Origin of the sequence: Mesopusillimonas faecipullorum, from assembly GCF_020539505.1 — a bacterium.
GTDB classification, from domain to species: Bacteria; Pseudomonadota; Gammaproteobacteria; order Burkholderiales; family Burkholderiaceae_B; genus Mesopusillimonas; species Mesopusillimonas faecipullorum.
Window position 1 is genome coordinate 131,660 of the sequence record NZ_JACDXW010000006.1, and the last position, 21,801, is coordinate 153,460.

General features: G+C 57.8%; 14 protein-coding genes. 12 read left to right on the forward strand and 2 right to left on the reverse strand.

The window, feature by feature from the left end:
- Positions 1 to 135: 135 nt before the first annotated feature.
- Positions 136 to 5,961 (forward strand): excinuclease ABC subunit UvrA, encoded by a 5,826-nt coding sequence (gene uvrA / locus H0484_RS12345; RefSeq protein WP_226954941.1) that lies wholly within the window; start codon positions 136 to 138, stop codon positions 5,959 to 5,961.
- On the opposite strand, the gene H0484_RS12350 is transcribed toward uvrA, so the two are convergent.
- On the reverse strand, positions 5,921 to 6,742 hold the full coding sequence (locus tag H0484_RS12350; protein ID WP_226954942.1) for a tRNA threonylcarbamoyladenosine dehydratase: 822 nt from the start codon (positions 6,740 to 6,742) through the stop codon (positions 5,921 to 5,923). The genes uvrA and H0484_RS12350 overlap by 41 nt on opposite strands.
- A 107-nt stretch (positions 6,743 to 6,849) precedes the next feature.
- Between H0484_RS12350 and H0484_RS12355 the strand changes: the two genes are divergently transcribed.
- From H0484_RS12355 to purU, 3 genes are read left to right on the forward strand one after another with little or no spacing between them, the layout of a single operon-like run.
- Positions 6,850 to 7,536: a gamma-glutamylcyclotransferase gene (locus H0484_RS12355; protein ID WP_226954943.1), complete on the forward strand. Its 687-nt coding sequence runs from the start codon at positions 6,850 to 6,852 to the stop codon at positions 7,534 to 7,536.
- Positions 7,537 to 7,558: 22 nt separating this feature from the next.
- Entirely contained in the window at positions 7,559 to 8,191 is a 633-nt protein-coding gene (gene pdxH, locus H0484_RS12360; RefSeq protein WP_226954944.1) for a pyridoxamine 5'-phosphate oxidase, read from the forward strand.
- A gap of 58 nt (positions 8,192 to 8,249) precedes the next feature.
- Entirely contained in the window at positions 8,250 to 9,101 is an 852-nt protein-coding gene (gene purU / locus H0484_RS12365) for a formyltetrahydrofolate deformylase (RefSeq protein WP_226954945.1), read from the forward strand.
- On the opposite strand, the gene H0484_RS12370 is transcribed toward purU, so the two are convergent.
- Positions 9,094 to 10,023 carry a LysR substrate-binding domain-containing protein gene (locus H0484_RS12370; protein WP_226954946.1) on the reverse strand — a complete coding sequence of 310 codons (930 nt, stop codon included), beginning with the start codon at positions 10,021 to 10,023 and terminating at the stop codon, positions 9,094 to 9,096. The two genes, purU and H0484_RS12370, sit on opposite strands and share 8 nt — an antisense overlap.
- A 219-nt stretch (positions 10,024 to 10,242) precedes the next feature.
- Between H0484_RS12370 and H0484_RS12375 the strand changes: the two genes are divergently transcribed.
- The 8 genes from H0484_RS12375 to bcsB (H0484_RS12410) all read left to right on the forward strand — a co-directional run bounded on the left by H0484_RS12375 (position 10,243) and on the right by bcsB (H0484_RS12410) (position 21,758).
- Positions 10,243 to 11,436, forward strand: a complete 1,194-nt coding sequence (locus tag H0484_RS12375; protein ID WP_226954947.1) for an acyl-CoA dehydrogenase — start codon at positions 10,243 to 10,245, stop codon at positions 11,434 to 11,436.
- Positions 11,437 to 11,793: 357 nt separating this feature from the next.
- Positions 11,794 to 12,567, forward strand: a complete 774-nt coding sequence (bcsQ, locus tag H0484_RS12380) for a cellulose biosynthesis protein BcsQ (protein WP_315859964.1) — start codon at positions 11,794 to 11,796, stop codon at positions 12,565 to 12,567.
- The gene (gene bcsA / locus H0484_RS12385; protein ID WP_226954948.1) at positions 12,564 to 14,780 is read left to right on the forward strand and encodes a UDP-forming cellulose synthase catalytic subunit; all 2,217 of its coding nucleotides are present in this window, start codon (positions 12,564 to 12,566) and stop codon (positions 14,778 to 14,780) included. The genes bcsQ (H0484_RS12380) and bcsA overlap by 4 nt, the downstream gene beginning before the upstream one ends.
- Positions 14,777 to 17,056, forward strand: a complete 2,280-nt coding sequence (gene bcsB / locus H0484_RS12390) for a cellulose biosynthesis cyclic di-GMP-binding regulatory protein BcsB (protein WP_226954949.1) — start codon at positions 14,777 to 14,779, stop codon at positions 17,054 to 17,056. The genes bcsA and bcsB (H0484_RS12390) overlap by 4 nt, the downstream gene beginning before the upstream one ends.
- A 390-nt stretch (positions 17,057 to 17,446) precedes the next feature.
- Positions 17,447 to 17,920 (forward strand): cellulose biosynthesis protein BcsD, encoded by a 474-nt coding sequence (gene bcsD, locus H0484_RS12395; RefSeq protein WP_226954950.1) that lies wholly within the window; start codon positions 17,447 to 17,449, stop codon positions 17,918 to 17,920.
- A 70-nt stretch (positions 17,921 to 17,990) separates the two neighbouring features.
- Positions 17,991 to 18,569 carry a cellulose biosynthesis protein BcsP gene (bcsP, locus tag H0484_RS12400; protein WP_226954951.1) on the forward strand — a complete coding sequence of 193 codons (579 nt, stop codon included), beginning with the start codon at positions 17,991 to 17,993 and terminating at the stop codon, positions 18,567 to 18,569.
- Positions 18,570 to 18,576: 7 nt separating this feature from the next.
- The gene (gene bcsQ, locus H0484_RS12405; protein WP_226954952.1) at positions 18,577 to 19,377 is read left to right on the forward strand and encodes a cellulose biosynthesis protein BcsQ; all 801 of its coding nucleotides are present in this window, start codon (positions 18,577 to 18,579) and stop codon (positions 19,375 to 19,377) included.
- A gap of 38 nt (positions 19,378 to 19,415) precedes the next feature.
- Complete coding sequence (bcsB, locus tag H0484_RS12410) at positions 19,416 to 21,758, forward strand: cellulose biosynthesis cyclic di-GMP-binding regulatory protein BcsB (RefSeq protein ID WP_226954953.1); 2,343 nt, start codon at positions 19,416 to 19,418, stop codon at positions 21,756 to 21,758.
- The last annotated feature ends 43 nt before the right edge of the window (positions 21,759 to 21,801 follow it).

The window sequence follows — 21,801 nt, forward strand, 5'->3', positions numbered from 1 at the left end:
CTGCTGAATCGTGGTGCCCGCATGCACTGGTTTGATATCCAGTAAACTACACTGAACGTCAGCGGCTAACCCGCTATTCTACCGCATGCGCATGCCGCCCTCCAAACGCCCACAATTGCCCCCCATCACGCATCCATGAGCTCAAGCATCCGAATTTTTGGCGCCCGCCAGAACAACCTCAAGCATCTGGACGTAGACATCCAAACCGGCCAACTCACTGTCCTGACAGGCGTGTCTGGGTCGGGCAAAAGCTCTCTGGCCTTCGACACCCTGTACGCCGAGGGTCAGCGCCGCTACGTAGAGACTTTCTCGCCTTATGCGCGACAGTTCCTGGACCGCATGGACAAGCCCCAGGTCGACCGTATCGAAGGTATTTTGCCCGCTATTGCCATCGATCAGGTCAACCCCGTGCGCAATTCGCGCAGTACCGTGGGCACCATGACCGAGCTCAACGACCACATCAAGCTCTTGTATGCACGCATGGGGCGGCTGTTCTGCCGCTGCTGCGGGCGCCCCGTTACGCGCGACTCTGCTCACGACATTGCCACACGCCTGCCACTGATGGTCTCGCCCGACACACGCCTGATCATCACTTTTCCCATTCCCATCCCCACCAATTTCACCGAAGACGAAGTCCTCCATTACCTGACCCAACAAGGTTATACGCGCATACATCGCGACCTTACCTCCCACGAGACACCGCCCGAAGCCGAGACAATCGGGGCTGCCAAGCGCGGCAAGAAGGCGTCCGCGTCGCCTACGCGCTTACGCACGCTGCACGTGGTGCAAGACAGGCTGCGTTTGGGTACGGCCGAACCTGCGCGATTGATGGAAGCCCTTGAAACGGCGCTTAACCAAGGGGCCGGCCATCTGGTGGTTTACGCCGCACAGGCTGACTCCGAAGAAGAAACCCCTTGGCATTTCAGCAGCGGCTTGCATTGCGCCCATTGCGATATCGCCTATAGCTCCCCCTTGCCCAGTACCTTCTCATTCAATTCGCCTTTGGGTGCCTGCGAAAGCTGCCGGGGCTTTGGCCGCGTCATGGGCATAGATTACGGGCTGGTCATCCCTGACGAAACCAAAACCCTGCGCGAAGGGGCGATCAAGCCGTGGCAAACCGCCAGCTACAAAGAATGCCAATCCGAGATGGAGCAGTACGCGCGCAAGGCCGGCATCCGCCTGGACGCCCCCTGGAACTCGCTCTTACCCGAAGAAAAAGACTGGGTCATACACGGCGACCCTACCTGGAAAGGCGGCCATCAAGCCTGGAAAACCCAGTGGTATGGGGCGCAGCGCTTTTTCGACTGGCTGGAATCCCGCGCCTACAAGATGCACGTTCGAGTGCTGCTTTCCAAGTATCGAAGCTACACCGCTTGTCCGGCCTGCGGCGGCTCCCGCCTTAAACCCGATGCCACCTTATGGCGATTGGGTGATGAAGCTATCCCCGTTGATAACCGCTACCCACGCTTCAAGCCTGTTCATGCGCAATGGTCTCTCGACCAACTGAATGCCCTGCCGGGTTTGAACGTACACGACCTGATGCGTTTGCCCATTGATCGCGTCCGGGCCTTCTTCGATACGCTTAGCTTCGGCGCCGCCATGGACGCCGCTCTGGCCTTGTTGCTCGACGAAGTGCGCGCGCGTCTGCGCTTTCTGTGTGATGTGGGCTTGGGCTATCTCTCTTTGGATCGTCAGAGCCGAACACTCTCAGGAGGCGAGGTACAGCGCATCAACCTGACCACCGCTTTGGGTACCTCGCTGGTCAATACCTTGTTCGTCCTGGACGAACCCTCTATCGGGCTACACCCGCGAGACATGCACCGCATCGTGGAAGTGATGCACCGCCTGCGTAGCAATGGCAATACTTTGGTTGTGGTCGAGCACGACCCGCAAGCCATGGTGGCTGCAGACCGCATACTCGAAATCGGCCCCGGCCCCGGCGAACGTGGCGGCCAGATCGTCTTCGACGGCTCCCCCGAAAAGCTACGTGCCAGCGACACGCTCACCGGTCGCTATTTATCAGGTCGACTTAAGGTAGAAGCCCCCCGTGCCATGCCTGTCAGTGCCAACACGCCCCGGCTGTTGCTAGAAGGGGTCACGGCAAACAACCTTCAAAACCTGTCAGTCGAAATCCCGCTCGGGCGCATGGTATGCATTACCGGCGTTTCGGGCTCTGGCAAGTCCACGCTGATTCAAGACGTTCTTTATCCGGCTATTTTGAAGCAGCAGGGCAAACCCACCGAGGCGCCGGGTGCTCACGCACGTTTGCTGGGTGTCGAGCAAATCGCTCAAGTCGTTTTGGTGGATCAAACTCCCATAGGAAAAACCGCACGCTCCAATCCGGCCAGCTACGTGAAGGCTTTCGACCCCATCCGCAAGCTCTTCGCGCAAACTCCCATGGCCAAAGAGCGCGATTACACACCGGGCACCTTCAGCTTCAATAGTGGCAATGGCCGCTGCCCCACTTGCTCGGGCACAGGCTTCGAGCATGTCGAGATGCAGTTCCTGTCCGATATCTATTTACGTTGTCCCGACTGCGACGGTAAGCGCTTCCGCCCTGAAATACTTGAAGTACGCGTCGAACACCTAGGGCGTAGCGCTTCTATAGACGAAGTGCTGGACATGACCGTGCACGAAGCCCTGGCGTTTTTCAGTGGCTTGCGCGATGTGCAATACGCCTTGGCTCCCTTGGCCGACGTAGGCCTGGAATACCTTAAGCTGGGCCAGCCGGTGCCCACCCTTTCGGGGGGTGAGGCACAGCGCCTGAAACTGGCCGGCCATCTGGCAGAAGCCGCACGCAGTGGGGTCAGCACGGCAAGAGTCGCTAAAAAAGGCAGCTTGTTTTTGTTCGACGAGCCCACCACAGGCCTGCATTTTGACGACATCGCACGCCTCATGCGCGCCTTCCGCAAGCTGTTGGCCGCTGGGCACTCTTTACTCATCATCGAACACAATCTGGACGTCATTCGCGCCTCCGATTGGCTGATTGATCTAGGTCCTGAAGGCGGCGATGCCGGCGGCCAATTGGTGGGAGTCGGCACCCCTGCCGACTTGATGCAACTGAAGGCTTCACACACCGGTCAGGCCTTGCTCGAATACGAAAATGAAATTGTGCACAGCGGCCAGACTTTTGCCGAGCAAGAGCCCGCGATGGGTAAAGAACAAGCCGCCTATGCAAGCCAGTCGGCTCAAACCTTACTGGCAGCAGAGCCCAGGCCTTCTTACTTGGCAAGCCCGACTGAAAGCGTCGCAGGTACGCCCCTGCAATCGCGCTTGCTGGCACAACGCCAGGCAATGGGGCATGCCAACGGCATCGACATCATCAACGCCCGCGAACACAACCTCAAGGGCGTCAGCGTATCCATTCCGCGCGACACCTTTACCGTCATTACCGGGGTTTCGGGTTCCGGCAAGTCAACACTGGCTTTTGACATCCTGTTCAACGAAGGCCAGCGCCGCTATCTGGAATCCCTTAACGCTTATGCACGCGCCATCGTGCAGCCGGCCGGCAAACCCGATGTAGATGCCATCTATGGCATTCCGCCTACCGTAGCCATAGAGCAGCGCACCAGCCGTGGGGGCCGCAAGTCTACGGTTGCAACCATGACGGAGATCCATCACTTTTTGCGCCTGATGTATGTCAAGCTGGGAACGCAGATGTGCCCGGATTGCCATGTTCCTGTCGAACCGCAAAGCCCCGCGCAGATAGCCGCACAACTCTTGCGCGACCATAAAGGGCAACACATCGGCATTCTGGCGCCGCTGGTGAGCGCACGCAAAGGTTATTACACCGACTTGGCCAAGTGGGCGGCAGCCAAAGGGCACACGCACTTGCGCGTAGACGGCGAATTCATCCCCGTTGCGCCGTGGCCCCGCCTCGACCGCTACAAAGAGCACACCATAGAGCTGCCCGTTGCCGACCTCTTGGTGGATGCCAAAGACGAAGCCGCGCTGCGCCAAGCGATACACACGGCACTGGAACACGGGCACGGCACACTCAGTGTGCTGACGCAGCTCACCCCTGACACCGACGCCGCATTGGACGATAGGCGCAACACCGACAACCAGGCTTTGGGCCAGACCCAACTACATTTCTCCATCAAGCGTGCCTGCCCCAGTTGCGGCACCAGCTTCCCAGAACCCGACCCACGTCTGTTTTCGTATAACTCCAAACATGGCTGGTGCCCAGCATGCTTCGGTACCGGCGTTGAACTCAAAGGTTTCGACGCCGAGCAAACCGGCGAGGAAAACAGCTGGAACGCCTCTTACGAAGGCGAGGCCTTACCTTGCTCCGCTTGTCATGGTCAGCGCCTGAACCTCGTAGCACGCGCCTTTCTGTGGCGTAATCTATCCATCTGCGCGCTAACGGCTCAGTCGGTACAAGATGCCCACACTTTCTTTGCAGGCCTGGTCACCCGCGGTCGCGAGCAAGAAATCGCCCGTGACATCTTGGCCGAAATCCGTAGCCGTTTAGGGTTCATGGAGAAAGTGGGCTTGGGTTACCTGGCCCTGGATCGCGCCGCCCCCACCTTGTCTGGTGGCGAGGCCCAACGCATACGATTGGCTGCGCAGCTGGGCTCCAACCTTCAGGGCGTTTGCTATGTGCTTGACGAACCCACCATAGGCCTGCACCCGCGAGATAACCAAATACTGCTCGACGCCCTGACGCTTTTGCAGGATAACGGCAATACCCTGGTCGTTGTCGAGCACGATGAAGACACCATACGCCGCGCCAAACACATCATAGATATCGGCCCTGGCGCCGGTGTGCGCGGCGGGCAAGTGGTGGCGCAAGGCGATCTGAAAAGCATCATGGACGAACCTTCGTCACAAACCGGGCGCTATCTGCGTGCCCCCTTGCCCCACCCCGAACACCCCCATCGCCCGGTCCCATCAGATGCCGCCATGCTGACCGTGCATGGCGCTCGGCTGCATAACCTGCTTGATGTTGATGCAGCCATTCCCGTAGGCCACCTTACCGTAGTGACCGGCGTGTCGGGCTCAGGCAAGTCCACCCTGGCACGAGACGTACTATTGGACAACCTCAGCCGCGTGGTGGGCGCCCGCGAACCCACACCACAGTGGTCGGGCTGCGAACAGATAAGCGGTTGGCAGAAACTAGAGCGTGTACTCGAAGTCGATCAGACGCCGATAGGTAAGACCCCACGCTCATGTCCAGCCACTTATATAGGCTTCTGGGACGACATCCGCAAACTCTTCGCAGACACGCGCGATGCCCGCTTGCGTGGCTGGACGGCTTCACGGTTCTCGTTCAACACCGGCGATGGCCGCTGCCCGCTTTGCGAGGGCCAGGGTATGCGGACGCTGGAAATGAGTTTCCTACCCGACATCAAGGTTCCTTGCGACGCCTGCGAAGGCCAACGCTTTAACCCCGACACGCTGGGCATACGTTGGCAAGGTCACAGCGTCGGCGACTTACTCAACATGGAGGTCGACGACGCCATAGAGGTTTTCGCCGCTCACCCAAAAGTGCTGCGCCCCTTAAAGCTGATGCAAAGCGTAGGCCTGGGTTATCTGACCTTGGGCCAACCCTCGCCAACCTTGTCCGGCGGCGAGGCTCAACGCATCAAGCTGGTTACGGAACTGAACAAAGCCAGACTGACCGATGGTTTGCTCAAGACAGGCAGAGCCTCCAGGCTGCCACACACGCTGTATGTCTTGGACGAGCCCACAGTGGGTTTGGCAATGGCCGATGTCGAAAAACTCATTCACGTCTTGCACCAGTTGGTTGACGCGGGCAATACCGTGGTCGTCATCGAGCACAACCTGGACGTGATAGCTGAAGCCGACTGGATAGTGGACATGGGCCCCGAGGGCGGTACCGGCGGCGGCAGGCTAGTCGTCGCAGGTCCGCCCAGTAGTGTCATGGCTGTTACGCAAAGCCATACCGGTGAGGCCCTTAAGGTGTTTCTTGAGCGCCTGCGGTCAGCCACTGCATGATCTGCCCGGCGGCTGCGAGCCCCATCGCAGCCGTCACGACCACTGAAGAGCCATAACCGGCGCAAGACAGTCCTCCGCCCGACTCACCCGACACCTGCCAGGCATCGGGCTGCAAAGCGGGTTCGTCTACCCATAATACGGGCACTCGCATGCGCGGCACCCGCCCTTTGGGTTTGCCGGGCTGCCCTCCCTTGGGGTAAGCATGCTGACGACGCAACACATTGCGCAGCCGCGCCAACAGGGCGTCGTTGGTGGCTAGCGATAAGTCGGCATGACGCATCATGAGCGACTGGGTCTTGCCACCCGCCCCCCCACATACCAACAAAGGCAGTGAACGCGCTCTAGCAGCCAAAATCATCGCCACTTTGGCGGAAACGTCATCCACACAATCCACCAATGCGTGCAAATCAGTGCAGGAATCCAGCATTTGCGCCACGTTTTCGGGCGTCACAAAGTCATCTATGAGGGTCAGTTGGCACCCCGGATGGATCTTTCGGATACGATCAGCCATGGCCTGGACCTTGGATTGGCCTATGGTGTCGTCAAGGGCGTGTACCTGACGATTGATATTGGATTCGGCCACGTGGTCCAGATCAATCAGGGTGAGCCGCCCCACCCCGGATCGCGCCAGCGCCTCGGCGCACCAAGACCCCACCCCGCCCAGCCCGGCAACCGCCACATGAGCCTCTTCAAGGCGACGCGCACCCTCTGGGCCATACAGACGCGACATGCCGCCAAAACGACGCTCGGGGTCGAAAGAGGAAAGAGAAGAGTCCGACATGATGGCAAATTCGTTATGCTATGGCGGGGCGTCATCTTAGGCTGGCGCCCCGCTCGTCACTTGTTACACCCGTTATTTAAGCACGGCCCCGACCGCTGCGCCCTGCCATGAAAAGCCCCGACTCCCTTGCCTCTCTCTTTAGCGCCAGCGCTTCGGCATTTCGCCTTTACACCGAAGAAGAGCTTATTGCCTCGCGCGATGCCGCCATGCACGCATGGCAACCCGGCAGCGATATCTGGGTATTTGGCTATGGTTCGCTGATTTGGCGCCCCGAATTCGATTATGAAGAAAAGCGCGAAGCTCTTTTACGTGGCTATCATCGATCTTTGTGCCTTTGGTCACGCATCAACCGCGGCACCCCGGAGCGCCCCGGCCTGGTATTAGGACTGGATGCCGGCGGCGCCTGCAAAGGCGTGGCTTACCGCGTCGCTGGAAAAGAAGTGCCCGAAACCATGGACGCGCTTTGGCGTCGCGAGATGGCCTCTGGCGCCTATCTGCCCCGTTGGCTGAATTGCGCCACCCAGAAAGGGCGCGTACAGGCCTTGGTGTTTGTCATGGATCGCAGCAAGCCCGCCTATGCCCAAGGCCTGACTGCTCAACAACAGGCTCACATTGTGCTTGATGCTCATGGTAAATACGGCCCTTGCACCGAATACGTATTGGAAACCGTGCACGCTTTGCGTGCTGCGGGCATCTGCGATCAAAAGCTGGAATCCGTCGTGGGGGCGCTACATGCCTCTAGGCCGGCAGAGTACACTAAGGCCTCCGTTGCGCCGCCCTTCGGCACACCCTGATTTATCGCCAATAGCCGCCCTTATGTCCATTGCCGACCTGCGTACCTCCTACGACAAACACACTTTGCTGGAATCAGACGTCGCATCCGACCCGCTGACGCAGTTTTCTGCCTGGCTGGCCGAGGCCTTGGCAGGTGAAGACCACGAGCCCAACGCCATGACACTGGCGACGGCCGACGACCAAGGCCGCCCATCGGCGCGCATCGTGTTGCTTAAAGGTGTCGACCCACAAGGTTTGGTGTTCTTTACCAACTACCAGTCGCGCAAGGGTGGCGAGCTTACCGATAACCCTCACGCCAGCCTTTTGTTTTTCTGGCCTACCCTTGAGCGCCAGGTTCGCATTGAAGGCCGGGTCGAACGCATCCAAGCCAGCGAATCCGACGCCTACTTCCATTCGCGCCCCTTGGGTTCGCGTATCGGCGCGTGGGCTTCGCCGCAAAGCCAAGCTATTTCACGCGATGCTCTCGAAGCACGCTGGCTGCAGTTTGCCGCCGAATTGGGCGACACCCCTCAGCGCCCTTCGCATTGGGGAGGATATAGGCTGCGTCCAGAGCGCTTGGAGTTCTGGCAGGGCCGCCCCTCACGCATGCATGATCGCATCGTATACGAACGCGATGCTGAAAACGGCTGGCGATTGGTGCGCCTGGCACCCTGATCCCACCCCGCTCTTTCGCCATTGGTTTATCATGGCGGCAAATTTTTCTAGACGCCTCATGCAAGACTTCATTCTGACCCTTTCCTGCCCCGACCGTGTCGGCATCGTGCACCGCGTTACGCAGTGGTTGCTTGACCTCGAAGGCAATATCGTCGATGCCCAACAGTTTGGTGATGCCGGCACCGCACGTTTTTTCCTTCGCGTGCATTTTCAGATTGCACGAGGCCAGCATACGCCCGTGTCATTACGAGAAAGCTTTGAGCCCGTCGCCAGCGCCTTTGACATGCAAGCCCAGATCCATGACGCCGAGCGCAAAGCGCGCCTGCTCATTCTGGTCAGCCGCCAAGGCCATTGCTTGAATGACCTCTTGTTCCGTACGCATAGCGGGCAGCTTAATGTCGAGATTGCCGCGATTGCCTCCAACCACAACGACTATGCAGGTCTGGCAGCCTCTTATCAGGCTCCCTTCCACTACCTGCCTGTGACGCCCGAAACCAAAGCCCAGCAAGAACAACAGATTCTCAACCTGGTCGAGAGCGAAAAAATCGATCTGGTGGTTCTGGCGCGTTACATGCAGATTCTGTCGCCCGAGCTTTGCAGCGCTCTGGAAGGCCGCGCCATCAACATCCATCACAGCTTCCTGCCCAGTTTCAAAGGTGCGCGCCCCTATCATCAGGCCCATGCCCGCGGCGTCAAGATCATCGGCGCCACGGCACACTATGTGACCTCCGATCTGGACGAAGGCCCGATCATCGAGCAAGACGTTGAACGCGTGAATCACGCCATGGACGTCAATCAACTGACCCAGGTGGGTAGCGATGTGGAATCCCTGGTGTTGGCGCGCGCCGTACGCAAGCATGTTGAACACCGCATTTTGCGTAACGGCCACCGCACGGTGGTGTTCAGCTAAGGCCAGAGGCGCCGACGGCCCCACTACCGCGCATGGCCAAGGCCGCGTGCCTGAGCCAGCGCTCAAAGCTCAATAAGGCCTCGCCAGGTTCGGCCCGAGTCGGATAACTAAAATAGTAGGCGTCCTGCACGGGCAAGTCTTCTTCGAATGGCAAAACCAGCGTTTCGTCTGCACGGGCCTGCAAGGCCAGGAACCGTGGTATCAGGGCCAAGCCCAGCCCTGCCTGGGCGGCTGCCAGCAACATCGTAAACAGCTCGAACCTTGGCCCCGCCTCGACCGAGCGAGGCATTTCGCGCCCCCGCGCTTGATACCAGGCACGCCAGACGTCGGGGCGCGACATCATGTGTAGATGGGGGATGCGGGCTAATCCCTCGGGCCCACTCTGCAGCACCGCATAGACATCCTTGCGGCACACCGGCACCAGGGCCTCTTCATCGAAAAGTTTGAACCCAGTTGTACCCGGCCACAGCTGCGCAGCATGGTAAAGGGCACCGTCAAAAGGCTGGTCGTCGAACTGGAAAGGCCGGGTGCGTACAGACAGACTGACGCTGACATCAGGATGCCTTTGGCGAAAACTGGGCAAGCGCGGCACCAGCCAAGTCGTCGCTAAAGTCGGCAAAACAGCAATATGCAGGCTGCGCCCCATGCCTGCCCGCGAAATCAGACCTAAAGTGTCCTTCTCGAGCTGCTCCAAGTGGTGCCGCACCCGCGCCGCATAGGCTGCCCCCGCATCGGTCAATGCCAAGCGCCGGCGCACTCGCGTAAACAGCTGCACACCCAGCCGGGCTTCCAAGCCTTCGACCTGACGAAAAATCGCACTATGGGTAAGCGCCAATTCTTCTGCCGCCCGCGAGAACGATCCCAAGCGCGCGGTTGCCTCAAACGCTTGCAAAGCCCCCAGATTGGGTACTCCGTTTCTCATTCCACCCTCATTTCGTGCTTCACGCACACTAGATTGTGCAATTTTATCAATTGATTCTTGCGATTAATTCACATTATGCTAGCAAAGTCGTTCGTCAGATCAGTGCCACGTCAAAAAGCCGCGACGACACCCGCGTAATCCCCGACTTGATCACTTCGCGGATTTCGGCAAAAATTACTTTAGACTTAAAACTTTCTCTCTCAACGGAGCGCAACCATCATGTCATCGGCCCCTTCTTTCAATTGGGAAGATCCCCTGCTTCTCGACACTCAACTGACCGAAGACGAACGCATGGTGCGCGATGCCGCCCATGCCTACGCCCAGGACAAACTCATGCCCCGCGTGCTTGAGGCCTTCCGTCACGAGCAAACCGACCCTGCCATTTTTACTGAAATGGGCGAACTCGGTCTGCTTGGCGTCACCATCCCCGAAGCCTACGGCGGCTCTGGCCTTAACTACGTCAGCTACGGCCTCATTGCCCGCGAAGTCGAACGCGTCGACTCCGGTTATCGCTCGATGATGAGCGTGCAGTCCTCGCTGGTCATGGTGCCCATCAACGAATTCGGTTCCGAAGAGCAAAAGCAGAAATACCTGCCCAAGCTGGCAACGGGTGAATGGATAGGCTGCTTCGGCCTGACCGAACCCAACCACGGCTCCGATCCCGGCGGCATGGAAACCCGCGCCGTCAAGATCGACGGCGGCTACAAGATCAGCGGTGCCAAGATGTGGATCACCAACTCCCCCATCGCCACCGTGTTCGTGGTCTGGGCCAAAGTGGTCGGCGGTGAAGACGACGGCAAGATCCGTGGCTTCATCCTCGAAAAAGGCATGAAGGGCCTGACGGCTCCCGCCATTCACGGCAAGGTCGGCCTGCGCGCCTCCATCACCGGCGAAATCGTCATGGACGAAGTCGAAGTCAGCGACGCCCAGATGATGCCCGGCGTCACCGGCCTGCGCGGTCCCTTCACCTGCCTGAACTCCGCCCGCTTCGGCATCGCCTGGGGTGCTTTGGGCGCTGCCGAGTTCTGCTGGCACACCGCTCGCCAGTACACGCTAGACCGTAAACAGTTCGGTCGCCCCCTGGCTCAAAACCAACTCATCCAGAAAAAACTGGCCGACATGCAAACCGAGATCACGCTGGCACTGCAAGGCTGCCTGCGCTTGGGCCGCATGAAAGACGAAGGCACCGCCGCCGTCGAAATCACCTCCATCATGAAGCGCAACTCTTGCGGCAAGTCGCTGGACATCGCCCGCCTGGCGCGTGACATGCTGGGTGGTAACGGTATTTCCGACGAGTTCGGTGTGGCTCGCCACCTGGTCAACCTGGAAGTCGTTAACACCTACGAAGGTACTCACGACGTCCACGCCCTGATTCTGGGCCGTGCACAAACGGGGCTGCAAGCTTTCTTCTAAAGCGCCGTTCCTGTTGCGTAGTACCGCTTACGCCCTCGCGCAGCTTTTGCGCGAGGGCGTATTTTTTGATAATTTATATAAATAATTAACAAATCTTTTTAATAGTATTCATTTTTTGGACTAGAATCACAACGATCATGCGTATTGAACCTGGTTGAGTTCTATCGCGAACATTATAAGAAGCAAGGTCATGCCTCAAGAATGTGGGCCAGAAGCCCACAGCTCCGCCTTGCCAACGAGCATGCCGCCCATGCACGTATTTATTCCCCTCTGCTCAAGTTCGGTCGCCTTGATTGCTCATGTACTGAAGCAATCCACGCCGTTTGTTCCTCTCGGCTGCGCCCCTCAGACATCCCCATGAAAACGCTAGCTGTTCTCTCGGCCAAAGGGGGTGTTGGCAAGACCTCTGTGGCAAGTAATTTGGCAGTCGCCCTGGCCCAAGCCGGGCAGCCTGTCCTGCTCATCGACCTCGACCCCCAAAATGCCGTCTGCCATCACTTTGGCATTGCGCCAGACGCCGGTCCTGGGATCTCGCTCGCTACTCTGCGCGGCCAAAACTGGCGCACAGCAGCAGTAGAAACTGAGTCAGGCGTATTGGTACTGCCATATGGCATACCTTCCGAACTAGAGCGCATCGCTTTCGAAACCACCATAGATCTACAAACAGGATGGCCTTTAAACGCTTTGCAGGACATGCAACTTGCGCCAGGCACCTTAGTGATTTTCGATACCCCACCCGGCCCTTCCACTTACGCCCGTAAAACGCTGTGTCTGGTTCAGCTGGCGGTGGTTGTCACCCTGCCGGATGCCGCTTCTTACGCCACGCTACACATTATGGAAGGCTTGCTTGATGAGTACAGCCGACCACGCCCGGGCTTTCTGGGCACACACTACGTCATCAACCAGGCAGACAGTAGTCAGCCCCTATCGCGCGACGTGGCCGCACTCCTCAAAACTGAACTCGGCGCTGACATCATCGGTCGCATACACAAAGATCAATTCATGCCCGAAGCCCTGGCCAATGGCCAAGATGTCTTGCGTTTTGCCCCTTACTCACAGTCAGCGCAAGACGTCAGTGACTTCGCGCGCGTCGTCACGCAGCAGCTGCGCACAGGGACGGTATCTCCATGAACTCAGCCACTTCTAGAACATGGCGCCAACGTGCTGAAGCCGCCGCACAAAAAGCTGCAGGATTGAGTCTGTGGCGTCATCGTTTCGTACGTATAGTCCTGCTCATCCTGGCTCTCATCGCATTCGGTACGCTGATCATGGTGCCTCTGGGTTTCTGGCCTCAGGTTCTATTTTCCGCATGCATGCTGGGTTTGGCACTGGTTCTCCGGCCATCCGGTGGCCGACTCGTTTCGCAGATTCTGATTGCGCTTTCGGTCGTCATCTCGCTGCGCTACATGTATTGGCGGATTACCGAAACCCTGGGCTTTACCTCCTTGTTAGACGCGCTTTTCGGTTATGGCCTGCTGCTGGCGGAAATCTACGCTCTGCTTGTTTTGCTGCTGGGTTATATGCAGACGGCTTGGCCACTGCACCGCAAGCCCGTGCCCATGCCTGAAGACGTCGATGTCTGGCCTACCGTGGACGTGTACGTACCGACCTACAACGAACCGCTGAGTGTAGTGCGCCAAACGCTATACGGCGCGTTGGCATTAGATTGGCCCCAAGACAAGTTACGCGTCTATCTGCTGGACGACGGTCGTCGCCCTGAGTTTCGAGAGCTCTGTGAGGAAATCGGCTGCGGCTATATGACGCGCGACGACAACCGTCACGCCAAAGCCGGTAACTTGAATGCCGCTTTGGCTCGAACTGATGGTGAATACATTGCCATCTTCGACTGCGACCACATTCCTACCCGTTCGTTTCTGCAGTTAAGCATGGGGTGGTTCTTGCGCGATAGCAAATTAGCTATGCTACAGACGCCCCACCATTTCTTCTCGCCTGACCCCTTCGAACGCAACCTAAACACCTTCCAAAGCGTGCCGAATGAAGGCAATTTATTCTATGGCGTTGTCCAAGAAGGCAATGACCTCTGGAATGCTTCGTTCTTCTGTGGGTCGTGCGCCATCATGCGGCGCAGCATGCTAGAAGAAATTGGCGGCGTTGCCGTAGAAACAGTGACGGAAGACGCCCACACCGCGCTCAAGCTGAATCGCAAAGGCTACAACACTGCCTATCTCGGTATCCCGCAAGCAGCAGGACTGGCTACCGAGAGCCTGTCTGCACACGTTGGGCAGCGTATGCGCTGGGCTCGGGGGATGGCGCAGATTGCCAGGCTGGATAACCCGCTGTTGGGCCCAGGCCTAAAGCTGGGGCAACGGCTTTGCTATCTGAATGCGATGCTGCATTTTTTCTTCGGCCTGCCTCGACTGGTCTTCTTGACCGCCCCTTTGGCCTACCTGTTTTTTGGTGCCCATGTGTTCCAGGCATCGGCACTGATGATTGCGGCTTACGCCTTGCCGCACATCATCCAAAGCAATATGACCAACTCGCGTTTACAAGGCCGGTTCAGGCATTCGTTCTGGAACGAAGTTTACGAGTCGGTGTTGGCTTGGTATATCCTGCGGCCAGTGCTTAGCACCTTCATCAACCCACGGCGTGGCGCTTTCAACGTAACCGCCAAGGGCGGCATCATAGAAAAATCTTTCTTCGATGCCAATATTGCCAGGCCATACATCCTTCTGCTTTCGCTCAATTTGCTGGGCATGGCGATAGGGCTGGTCATGCTGGCCTTCAATTTTGACGACCCTGATCAGGTCATGACCATCCTCATGAACCTGCTGTGGACACTGTTCAACGTAGTATTAACTGGCGCATGCGTAGCCGTCTCGCTAGAGACTCGGCAAGTGCGGCACTCACCCCGAGTAGAGGCCGAGTTGCCTGCCATGGTGCGCACATCGGAAGGCCTGGCCTATCGTTGCAGCACCTACGACTTTTCTGAGCAAGGCCTGGGGATTACCTTGCCGCCTGACATAGACATTCCGGTGGGCACAAAAGTTGAGATTACGCTAAGACGTGGTGACGACGAAGCCTCGGTCCCGACTCACGTCGTGCTGCGGCAAGGTCGACGTATGGGCGTCAAGCTGGATGATTTGACGCCGGAACAAACCTTTCATTACACCCAGATGACGTTCGCCCGTGCAGACCTTTGGGCCAGCTCTTGGAACACCAAGACGCCCGACGCCCCACTCAAAGCCCTGCATGAGGTTCTACGCATAGGCGTGCGCGGCTTGGGGCTATTTGGGGCTGTCGTTGTGCAGAACGCTCGTTCTTGGATGACGCGCACACAGAGCGGCAGCGATAAGTCTTCCACCAAGCTGAAGGCTGAACGATGATGCGCTCTCTCTTTAAGCTGCGTAGACGCATAGGTTTAATTAGCCTGTTTTACGCATGCAGTGCGTTGGCAAACGTAGCGAGCGACTCAGCCACTGTTCCCCCCGCAGCAACAGCCTACCCGGCGCCTATCTCCGCCCTCGAAGCGCAGGCGGCACAACCGCGTACACTGCGCTTCACGCTGCAAGAGCTGGGGGCCCGCTACCCCTTCGCCTTGCGTGGCGTAGATGGCTTCCAGAGCCTACCGCTGCATTTGCCCGATGATCTGCAGGTCATTTCCGCTAATCTGAAGCTGCGCTATCAGCACTCCCCCGATTTACTGGAAACGCTGTCGCACCTTAATGTGCAGTTGGACGGTAAACACGTGGCCAGCGTGCCGCTTAGCACAGACGAGGAAGAGGATTTTAGAGAGCACATCGTGCCCTTACCGGCCACCGCTTTGCAGGAGGATGCCGAGCTGGGTCTACAGCTGATTGGTCACTACACACTGCGTTGCGAAAATCCTCGCCACCCTAGCCTGTGGGCTGACGTTGATAATCAAAGTGAGCTTGAGCTCGAAGTCCTTCCGCGCCCCCGCAGCAATGATCTTAACCGCTTACCACGCCCATTTTTCGATCCGCGCTCGCTTACCTTATTAGAGTTACCGTTCGTTTTTGCCCAGTCTCCCGACACCGCTACACTCGAAGCGGCTGGGGTACTTTCCTCTTGGTTTGGTGCTTTGGCGGATTACCGCGGCGCTCGTTTCCCCGTAGCTCATGGAGAGCTGCCTGCATCAGGTAATGCCGTCGTACTGGTCACCTCGGACACACGCATAACTGGGCTGACCCTTCCCCCCATTACTGGCCCGTCAGTTTCAATGATGGACCACCCTAGCGGACAAGGCGGCAAGCTGCTGCTCGTCATGGGTCGGCAGGCTCAGGAGCTAAAGCAAGCTGCGCTAGCCATCGCGGTGGGCGGGGGGCAGACGTTTTCGGGCAATCCGGCCAGGCTGACCCAGCTTGAGCTGCCCGCCCCTCGCAAACCCTATGATGCTCCCCGATGGCTCCCCGGAGATCGGCCAGTGCCGCTGGGAAGCCTGGCTCGCGAAGCAGCGATGGAAGTACGGGGGTTTTCAGGAGGAGCTATCACCGTCGGCTTCCGCGTTCCCCCCGATTTGTACGCTTGGCGCGATGCCGAAGTGCCATTGAACTTACGTTATCGTTATACGCCACGCACCAACTCCGAGCGTTCAACCTTGCAAGTACGCTTGAACCATCAGCAGTTGGCTGATCTGCCTATCCCAAAGGCGGTGCCCGGTAAAACCGACTATCCGTGGTCTACACAGCTAGGCCGTGGGGACGACACCGTTCCCGCCGAAGCACGACTATTGCTGCCGGTGAGCACCCTCGCGGCAGAGTCACAATTGGAGTTTTTGTTCAACTATGAATACCTCTCTCGTGGGGAGTGCAAGGATGTTCTGACGGATACGGTGCGTGGCCGTATTGATCCGCAGTCCACCCTGGACATTTCCGGCCTACCACGGTTTATTGCCCTGCCCAGCATGGCGGCCTTCGGCAACGGTGGCTTCCCATTCACACGGCTCGCCGATCTATCCGAAACCGCCGTCGTCCTGCCCGACACATCAGGCTCTCAAGAGCAATCCGCTTACTTGGATTTGCTAGGCGTAATGGGCGCCTCTACCGGTTATCCCGCCACACGTGTACAGGTGGCCACCACCAAGCAGCTAGGCACGCTGGACGGCAAAGACATACTGGTCATTTCGGGCCAGGACGCCCGGCAGACCCTGGGGGATTGGGCTTCACATATGCCTATTCAACCTGACGCTCTACCCACTCAAAACACCACACCCGAAACACTTTGGGAACGCCTGTGGCATAAAACCTTCGGCGAGGCTGTCGCGCAGGACGGCCCCAAAAGCACCGGACCAGCCGCCTTGCTATCGGGTTTCGAATCACCGCTGTCTCGCGGTCGCAGTGTTGTTGTCGTTGCTTCCGCCCAGCCTGGCGAGCTGCAGCTTGCGACCACGGCTTTGCTCAACCCAGAACTCCTGCGTCAAGTGCATGGTTCTAGCGTAGGTATCTATGCTGATAGTGTCCGTGTTCTGGAAGACAGAACACGGTATCACGCCGGCAGTTTGGGCCTGGTACGGCACACGCTTTGGTTCTTCCAGCAACACCCCATCGTCTTCATATTGCTGGCAGCCCTGACAGTAACAGTGCTGGGTTTACTCTTGTATCTCACTTTGCGAGCTCGGGCTCGTATGCGCTTGGACGTCTAAGCATTTGCATTTAGCCGCCCGACCTTCTCCAAATCATTGTTGTACTTTATAAAATAATGTTAAATCTTTTTAAAAAACGCATGTTTTAGACTAGAATATCCAAAATTGCGAAATACTTCGATATTCGTCGTTAGTTTGCACACATAAGAAGCAAGGTTATGCGTCAAGAATGTGGGCCGGAAACCCGCAGCTCCGCCTTGCCAACGGGCATGTTGTCATGCACGTCAGCTCCCTTATTCAACCGGTCTCGACCACCCCAGGTCCATCGGTATATTCAGCCGGCGCCTCCCTTGGTCAGCTGCTGTTGCGTTCTTTCCCCCTGCCAAATTTTTCGCAAACTGCATCCCGCAGCGTGCCGGTGTGCGCTCGTGCGCGCTCGGTTATCCGCTCATGACGACACCAGAGGTTCACATGGAAAAAGAGATCATCAAGTATTTAAGCGCGCAGCAATGTTCCGTGCAGTGGCGCGCCTTCCTGGAAGTCTTTTCGCAAGAACTGACTCAGCAACTGACTGTCACCAACCTGCGTGGCCTGATGCGTCGTAGTGGCGAAAGATTCGCCAATCAGCACCCACTACCTGCCACCGAAACCATTGCTGCCTTGCAAGAGGCCATTAATGTCGTGTGGCGGTCTCAAAACTGGGGAGGCGCATCTATCGTTGAAGATGGCACACGGCTGATCATCAAACACTACCTCTCCCCTTTGCAATCCGGCATGCCCGAAGGCGCCACATGGGCAAGCGGCTTTCTTGAAGGCGTCTATGAGCAGTGGATGCATCAGTCGGGCGCCGACCTATCGCTGCACGTTACGCAATCCCGATTGGCGGACGATTTGGGTACCGTCGAATACAGCTTTGGCAAGTAACCCCCCTGTTTTGACGCCGCACTCACCATTTACTTAGCCCCCCCAAGCGGTACCGGGCAGGAGATGACTCATGAATCAGGACGACGATATTCGCAATCTCTTTCAACAGTTTGGCGGCCACGCCGAACAGTACAAAGAGATATCCAGAACCGAGCAGTCGCATTCCGCCCAGAGCCGCTGGCCGCTGCTCAATGCCATACGCACGCGTCGCGAGCCTATCCCACCCTCTGCGGTCGCTGAGCCCGCCATTGAATATGCGGTTCAAGATACGCCGGCCAGCCTGCCCCCTTTGCCCGAGGTTCATGATCACGGCGAAGCGGTTTTCATTACGCCCGCCCCTCATAAGCTGATCGCAGCTGTCTCCGAGAGCCCCGCTGTTGTTGAAGCCACTGTTGCACCTACTGTTACGCCGATCGCTGAACCTGCTGTTGAGGCCGTAGTCGCCGCGCCTCCAACGACGGCACCGCTCGATGCCGCTCCGCTTCCGCAGCCAGTCGCCCCGCCTGCTCCTGATCATCAAACCACGATACCGGATATCCGCCCCCCTTCGCACCCACCTGCCTCGCCGTTGAAGCGTCTGTTCGGTCGTCTCGCAGCAGGTTCCGAAGGTGAAACGTCATCCTCCCATCCTTTCCAATCGCGGAACTAACGGTACAGTGAAGAAAGTCGCAATTGTTTCTGCCAAAGGCGGGGTAGGAAAAAGCACCATCAGCGCCAGCCTCGGGATGGCACTGTTACGCACCGGCCATCCTGTTCTGGGTATAGACCTAGACCCACAAAATTCTTTGCGCCTACATTTGGGTGAGCATGACTACAAGCTGGATGGGCTGTCGCGCGCTACCTTGGAAGGACGTGACTGGCGTCAGGTCGGCCATCAGCTGGACCCTGGCTTCACCGTATTGCCATACGGGCACGTCAATGAGACGGATAGGCGTAAATTCGAAACCCTGCTTGCCACAGATCCGGCGTGGCTAAGCCGCAATTTGGAAAAGCTGCCCTTGGTCAGCGAAACCACCGTCATCATCGACACCCCGCCCGGCCCTTCCGTTTATTTACAGCAAGCCTTAAGCGCTGCTGACATCGTGATTATCGTCACGCTGGCAGATGCAGCCTCGTATGCAACGCTGCCACAGATGGACAAGTTGATCAGCCACTACTGCACTACTCGTGCCGACTTCTTAGGCTATGCGTTTCTGATCAATCAATACGACGGTACCAAAGCTTTATCCAAGGACGTACTACAAACCATGCGCGATGACCGCCCGGAGCATACGGTGGGAGTGGTGCGTCTGGATCAGGCCGTCAGCGAGGCCCTCGCTCACGGCTTAAGCATTGTTGACTATGACAAAACCAGCCGCGCCTATCAGGACATACTGACCTGGGTAGGCTGGATCACACGACACTCCACCGACCGGCACTCCGGCGTGTCGAATCCGACTGGAACATCAAAACAATGATCACCGATTTCATAAAAACCCCAAGAGCAGAGGCCTCCATGACTCATAGGCACTTAGTCCCCCACTCTCGGCTGGAGCGCAAGTCTTTGTCCGCATTGCTAGCCGGTTGGTGCATGCTGGCCATGGCGCTATCGTCGCCAGCCTCGGCAGAGCCGTCTCAATCTGCCGAGGCTCTTGAGCAAGTGCAAGCCGTTGAGGAACTAGAGATCGTCCCCGCTTTCGTGCCCAACCGCACACTTAGTTTCAAGGAACTCGGTGCCCGCTACCCTTTGAATCTGCGAGGGGTTGATGCCAGTAATAGTTTGCCTTTCAATATCCGCAGCGACGAAATCGTCAAGGGTGCCAGGGTCAGCCTCAATTATGCTTATTCCCCCGCCTTGCTGAGCGACTTGTCCCACATCAATGTCCTGATAAACGACGAAGTCGCCGCTACCATACCGGTTCCGCGCGACACGGCGGGTGTCAACTTGCAGAGAATGGTCGAGCTCCCCTCCCATCTCATTACCGCTAACAACCAACTGCGCCTGCAGTTGATTGGCCATTACACCCTGGAGTGCGAAGATCCCCTGCACTCCAGTCTTTGGGCCAACATCAGTAATCACAGCACGCTGGATCTAGCCGTCGACCCTCTACTCCTGCCTAACGATTTGGCGCTCTTGCCAGTGCCTTTTTTTGACCCTCGCGACGAGCGCCGCCTTACGTTGCCCTTCGTTTTCAGCGGTGTGGCAGACAATCAGGTACTGGAAGGGGCCGGCGCCTTGGCTTCCTGGTTTGGCGCACTAGCCGGTAGCCGCGGCGCCAGCTTCCCTGCGGCAAAAGACATGGCCCCCGCAAGCGGGAATGCCATCGTGTTGGTCAATGGCGCCGCTCAGGCTCGCCATTTCTACGATGTCGCGTTAACCGGGCCCACCCTGGCGGTAGTCGCCAACCCTCAAGACCCTAGCGGCAAGTTGCTGCTGGTCATGGGGCGCGACGGCAATGAGCTTAAACAAGCCGCTCTTGCCTTGGCGGGTGGAAATCAGACCTTCAGCGGTCAGGCCGCCGTTATCACTCAGCTCGCGGCGCTAAAGCCCAGAGTGCCTTACGACGCCCCCAACTGGTTGCGCACGGATCGCCCCGTCAGCTTCGGTGAAATCACCGACGAAAAGAAAATGAACGTCACCGGCTACAGCCCTGACCTCATACGCTTGAATGTACGCGTTCCGCCCGACCTGTTTGGCTGGCGCGAAGACCGGGTACCTATTCATCTGAAGTATCGCTATACGCCACAGCCGACTTCGGTGAACTCGTCCCTGCTATTCAGCGTCGACGACCTGTTCGTCAAGTCCATGCCGCTTTTTTCTTTGGACAATCTCTATCACGGCGAAAGCGTCCGTGCCCAGGTTTTGCCTGATGAAAGCCTGCCTAGCGAAACCATGATCAGGGTGCCTCTGGAGACACTGCTGTCTCGCGCCCAGCTGCAGTTTCGCTATATGTACGACTACATCAAGCAGGGCGAGTGCCGCGACATCATCATTGATAACGTACGTGGCTATATAGATCCGGAATCCACCATAGACCTCACGGCCTACCCCCATTACAAAGCCATGCCTGATCTGGCCTCGTTCGCCGAAAGCGGCTGGCCGTTCACGCGTTTAGCTGATCTTTCCGAAACTGCGGTCGTCTTGGACGCCAATGCGAGCACGCCTGAGCTCACCACCTATCTGGACCTGATGGGCATGATGGGCGAGTCGACGGGCTATCCCGCGCTGGCTGTGACTATCACCCAGCCACAACAGATCGATAACGTCTCCGACAAGGACATTCTGGTCATCACCGGTGGCACCGATCAACCCCTGCTCAAGCAATGGGCCGATACGCTGACCGGCAATTACACCAGCCAGGATGGCAAGCGCTTCGGCACCTCTGACCTGATCTACAAAACCTTGAATTGGCAGAATCCCAACCCTCGTTACAACGAGGAAGCCCAACGTGCGCTGCTGGCCTACGACAGCGACGGCGTTAACGCCATTGTTGCGGGCTTCGAGTCGCCCATTAGCACCGGCAGAAGCGTGGTGTTGGTCGCCAGCAATAAACCGGAAGGCCTGGATAGCGCCTCTGCCGCCATACGTGCCGAACCGGGTTTCGAGACAGGCATTGCAGGCAGTCTTTCTATCATTCGCGACAAACGAGTAGACCCGCTGATCGCAGACCAAACCTATTACATGGGGCAACTAGGCTTTTTCAAACGCATACAGTGGATGCTCGACCCGTACCTCCCTCATAAGCCTTGGGTGGCAATCTTGATAGGGGTTCTGGTACTGCTGTTGCTAGTGTGGCTGGTGGCAGCGCTTATTCGCCGCCTGTTGCGCGGGAGACGCGCGACTCGTTCCGACAGCTAATGTTCGGGCGCCGCACCCACTCTTACGCTTATAGGCCCGGCTG

What these genes read in the sequence shown, in the direction of transcription:
- uvrA (WP_226954941.1), top strand. Translation starts at nt 136, where the DNA reads ATGAGCTCAAGCATCCGAATTTTTGGCGCCCGCCAGAACAACCTCAAG.
- bcsQ (WP_315859964.1), top strand. Translation starts at nt 11,794, where the DNA reads ATGAAAACGCTAGCTGTTCTCTCGGCCAAAGGGGGTGTTGGCAAGACC.
- pdxH (WP_226954944.1), top strand. Translation starts at nt 7,559, where the DNA reads ATGTCCATTGCCGACCTGCGTACCTCCTACGACAAACACACTTTGCTG.
- H0484_RS12350 (WP_226954942.1), bottom strand. Translation starts at nt 6,742, where the DNA reads ATGTCGGACTCTTCTCTTTCCTCTTTCGACCCCGAGCGTCGTTTTGGC.
- bcsA (WP_226954948.1), top strand. Translation starts at nt 12,564, where the DNA reads ATGAACTCAGCCACTTCTAGAACATGGCGCCAACGTGCTGAAGCCGCC.
- bcsB (WP_226954949.1), top strand. Translation starts at nt 14,777, where the DNA reads ATGATGCGCTCTCTCTTTAAGCTGCGTAGACGCATAGGTTTAATTAGC.
- bcsP (WP_226954951.1), top strand. Translation starts at nt 17,991, where the DNA reads ATGAATCAGGACGACGATATTCGCAATCTCTTTCAACAGTTTGGCGGC.
- bcsB (WP_226954953.1), top strand. Translation starts at nt 19,416, where the DNA reads ATGACTCATAGGCACTTAGTCCCCCACTCTCGGCTGGAGCGCAAGTCT.
- H0484_RS12355 (WP_226954943.1), top strand. Translation starts at nt 6,850, where the DNA reads ATGAAAAGCCCCGACTCCCTTGCCTCTCTCTTTAGCGCCAGCGCTTCG.
- purU (WP_226954945.1), top strand. Translation starts at nt 8,250, where the DNA reads ATGCAAGACTTCATTCTGACCCTTTCCTGCCCCGACCGTGTCGGCATC.
- H0484_RS12375 (WP_226954947.1), top strand. Translation starts at nt 10,243, where the DNA reads ATGTCATCGGCCCCTTCTTTCAATTGGGAAGATCCCCTGCTTCTCGAC.
- H0484_RS12370 (WP_226954946.1), bottom strand. Translation starts at nt 10,023, where the DNA reads ATGAGAAACGGAGTACCCAATCTGGGGGCTTTGCAAGCGTTTGAGGCA.
- bcsD (WP_226954950.1), top strand. Translation starts at nt 17,447, where the DNA reads ATGACGACACCAGAGGTTCACATGGAAAAAGAGATCATCAAGTATTTA.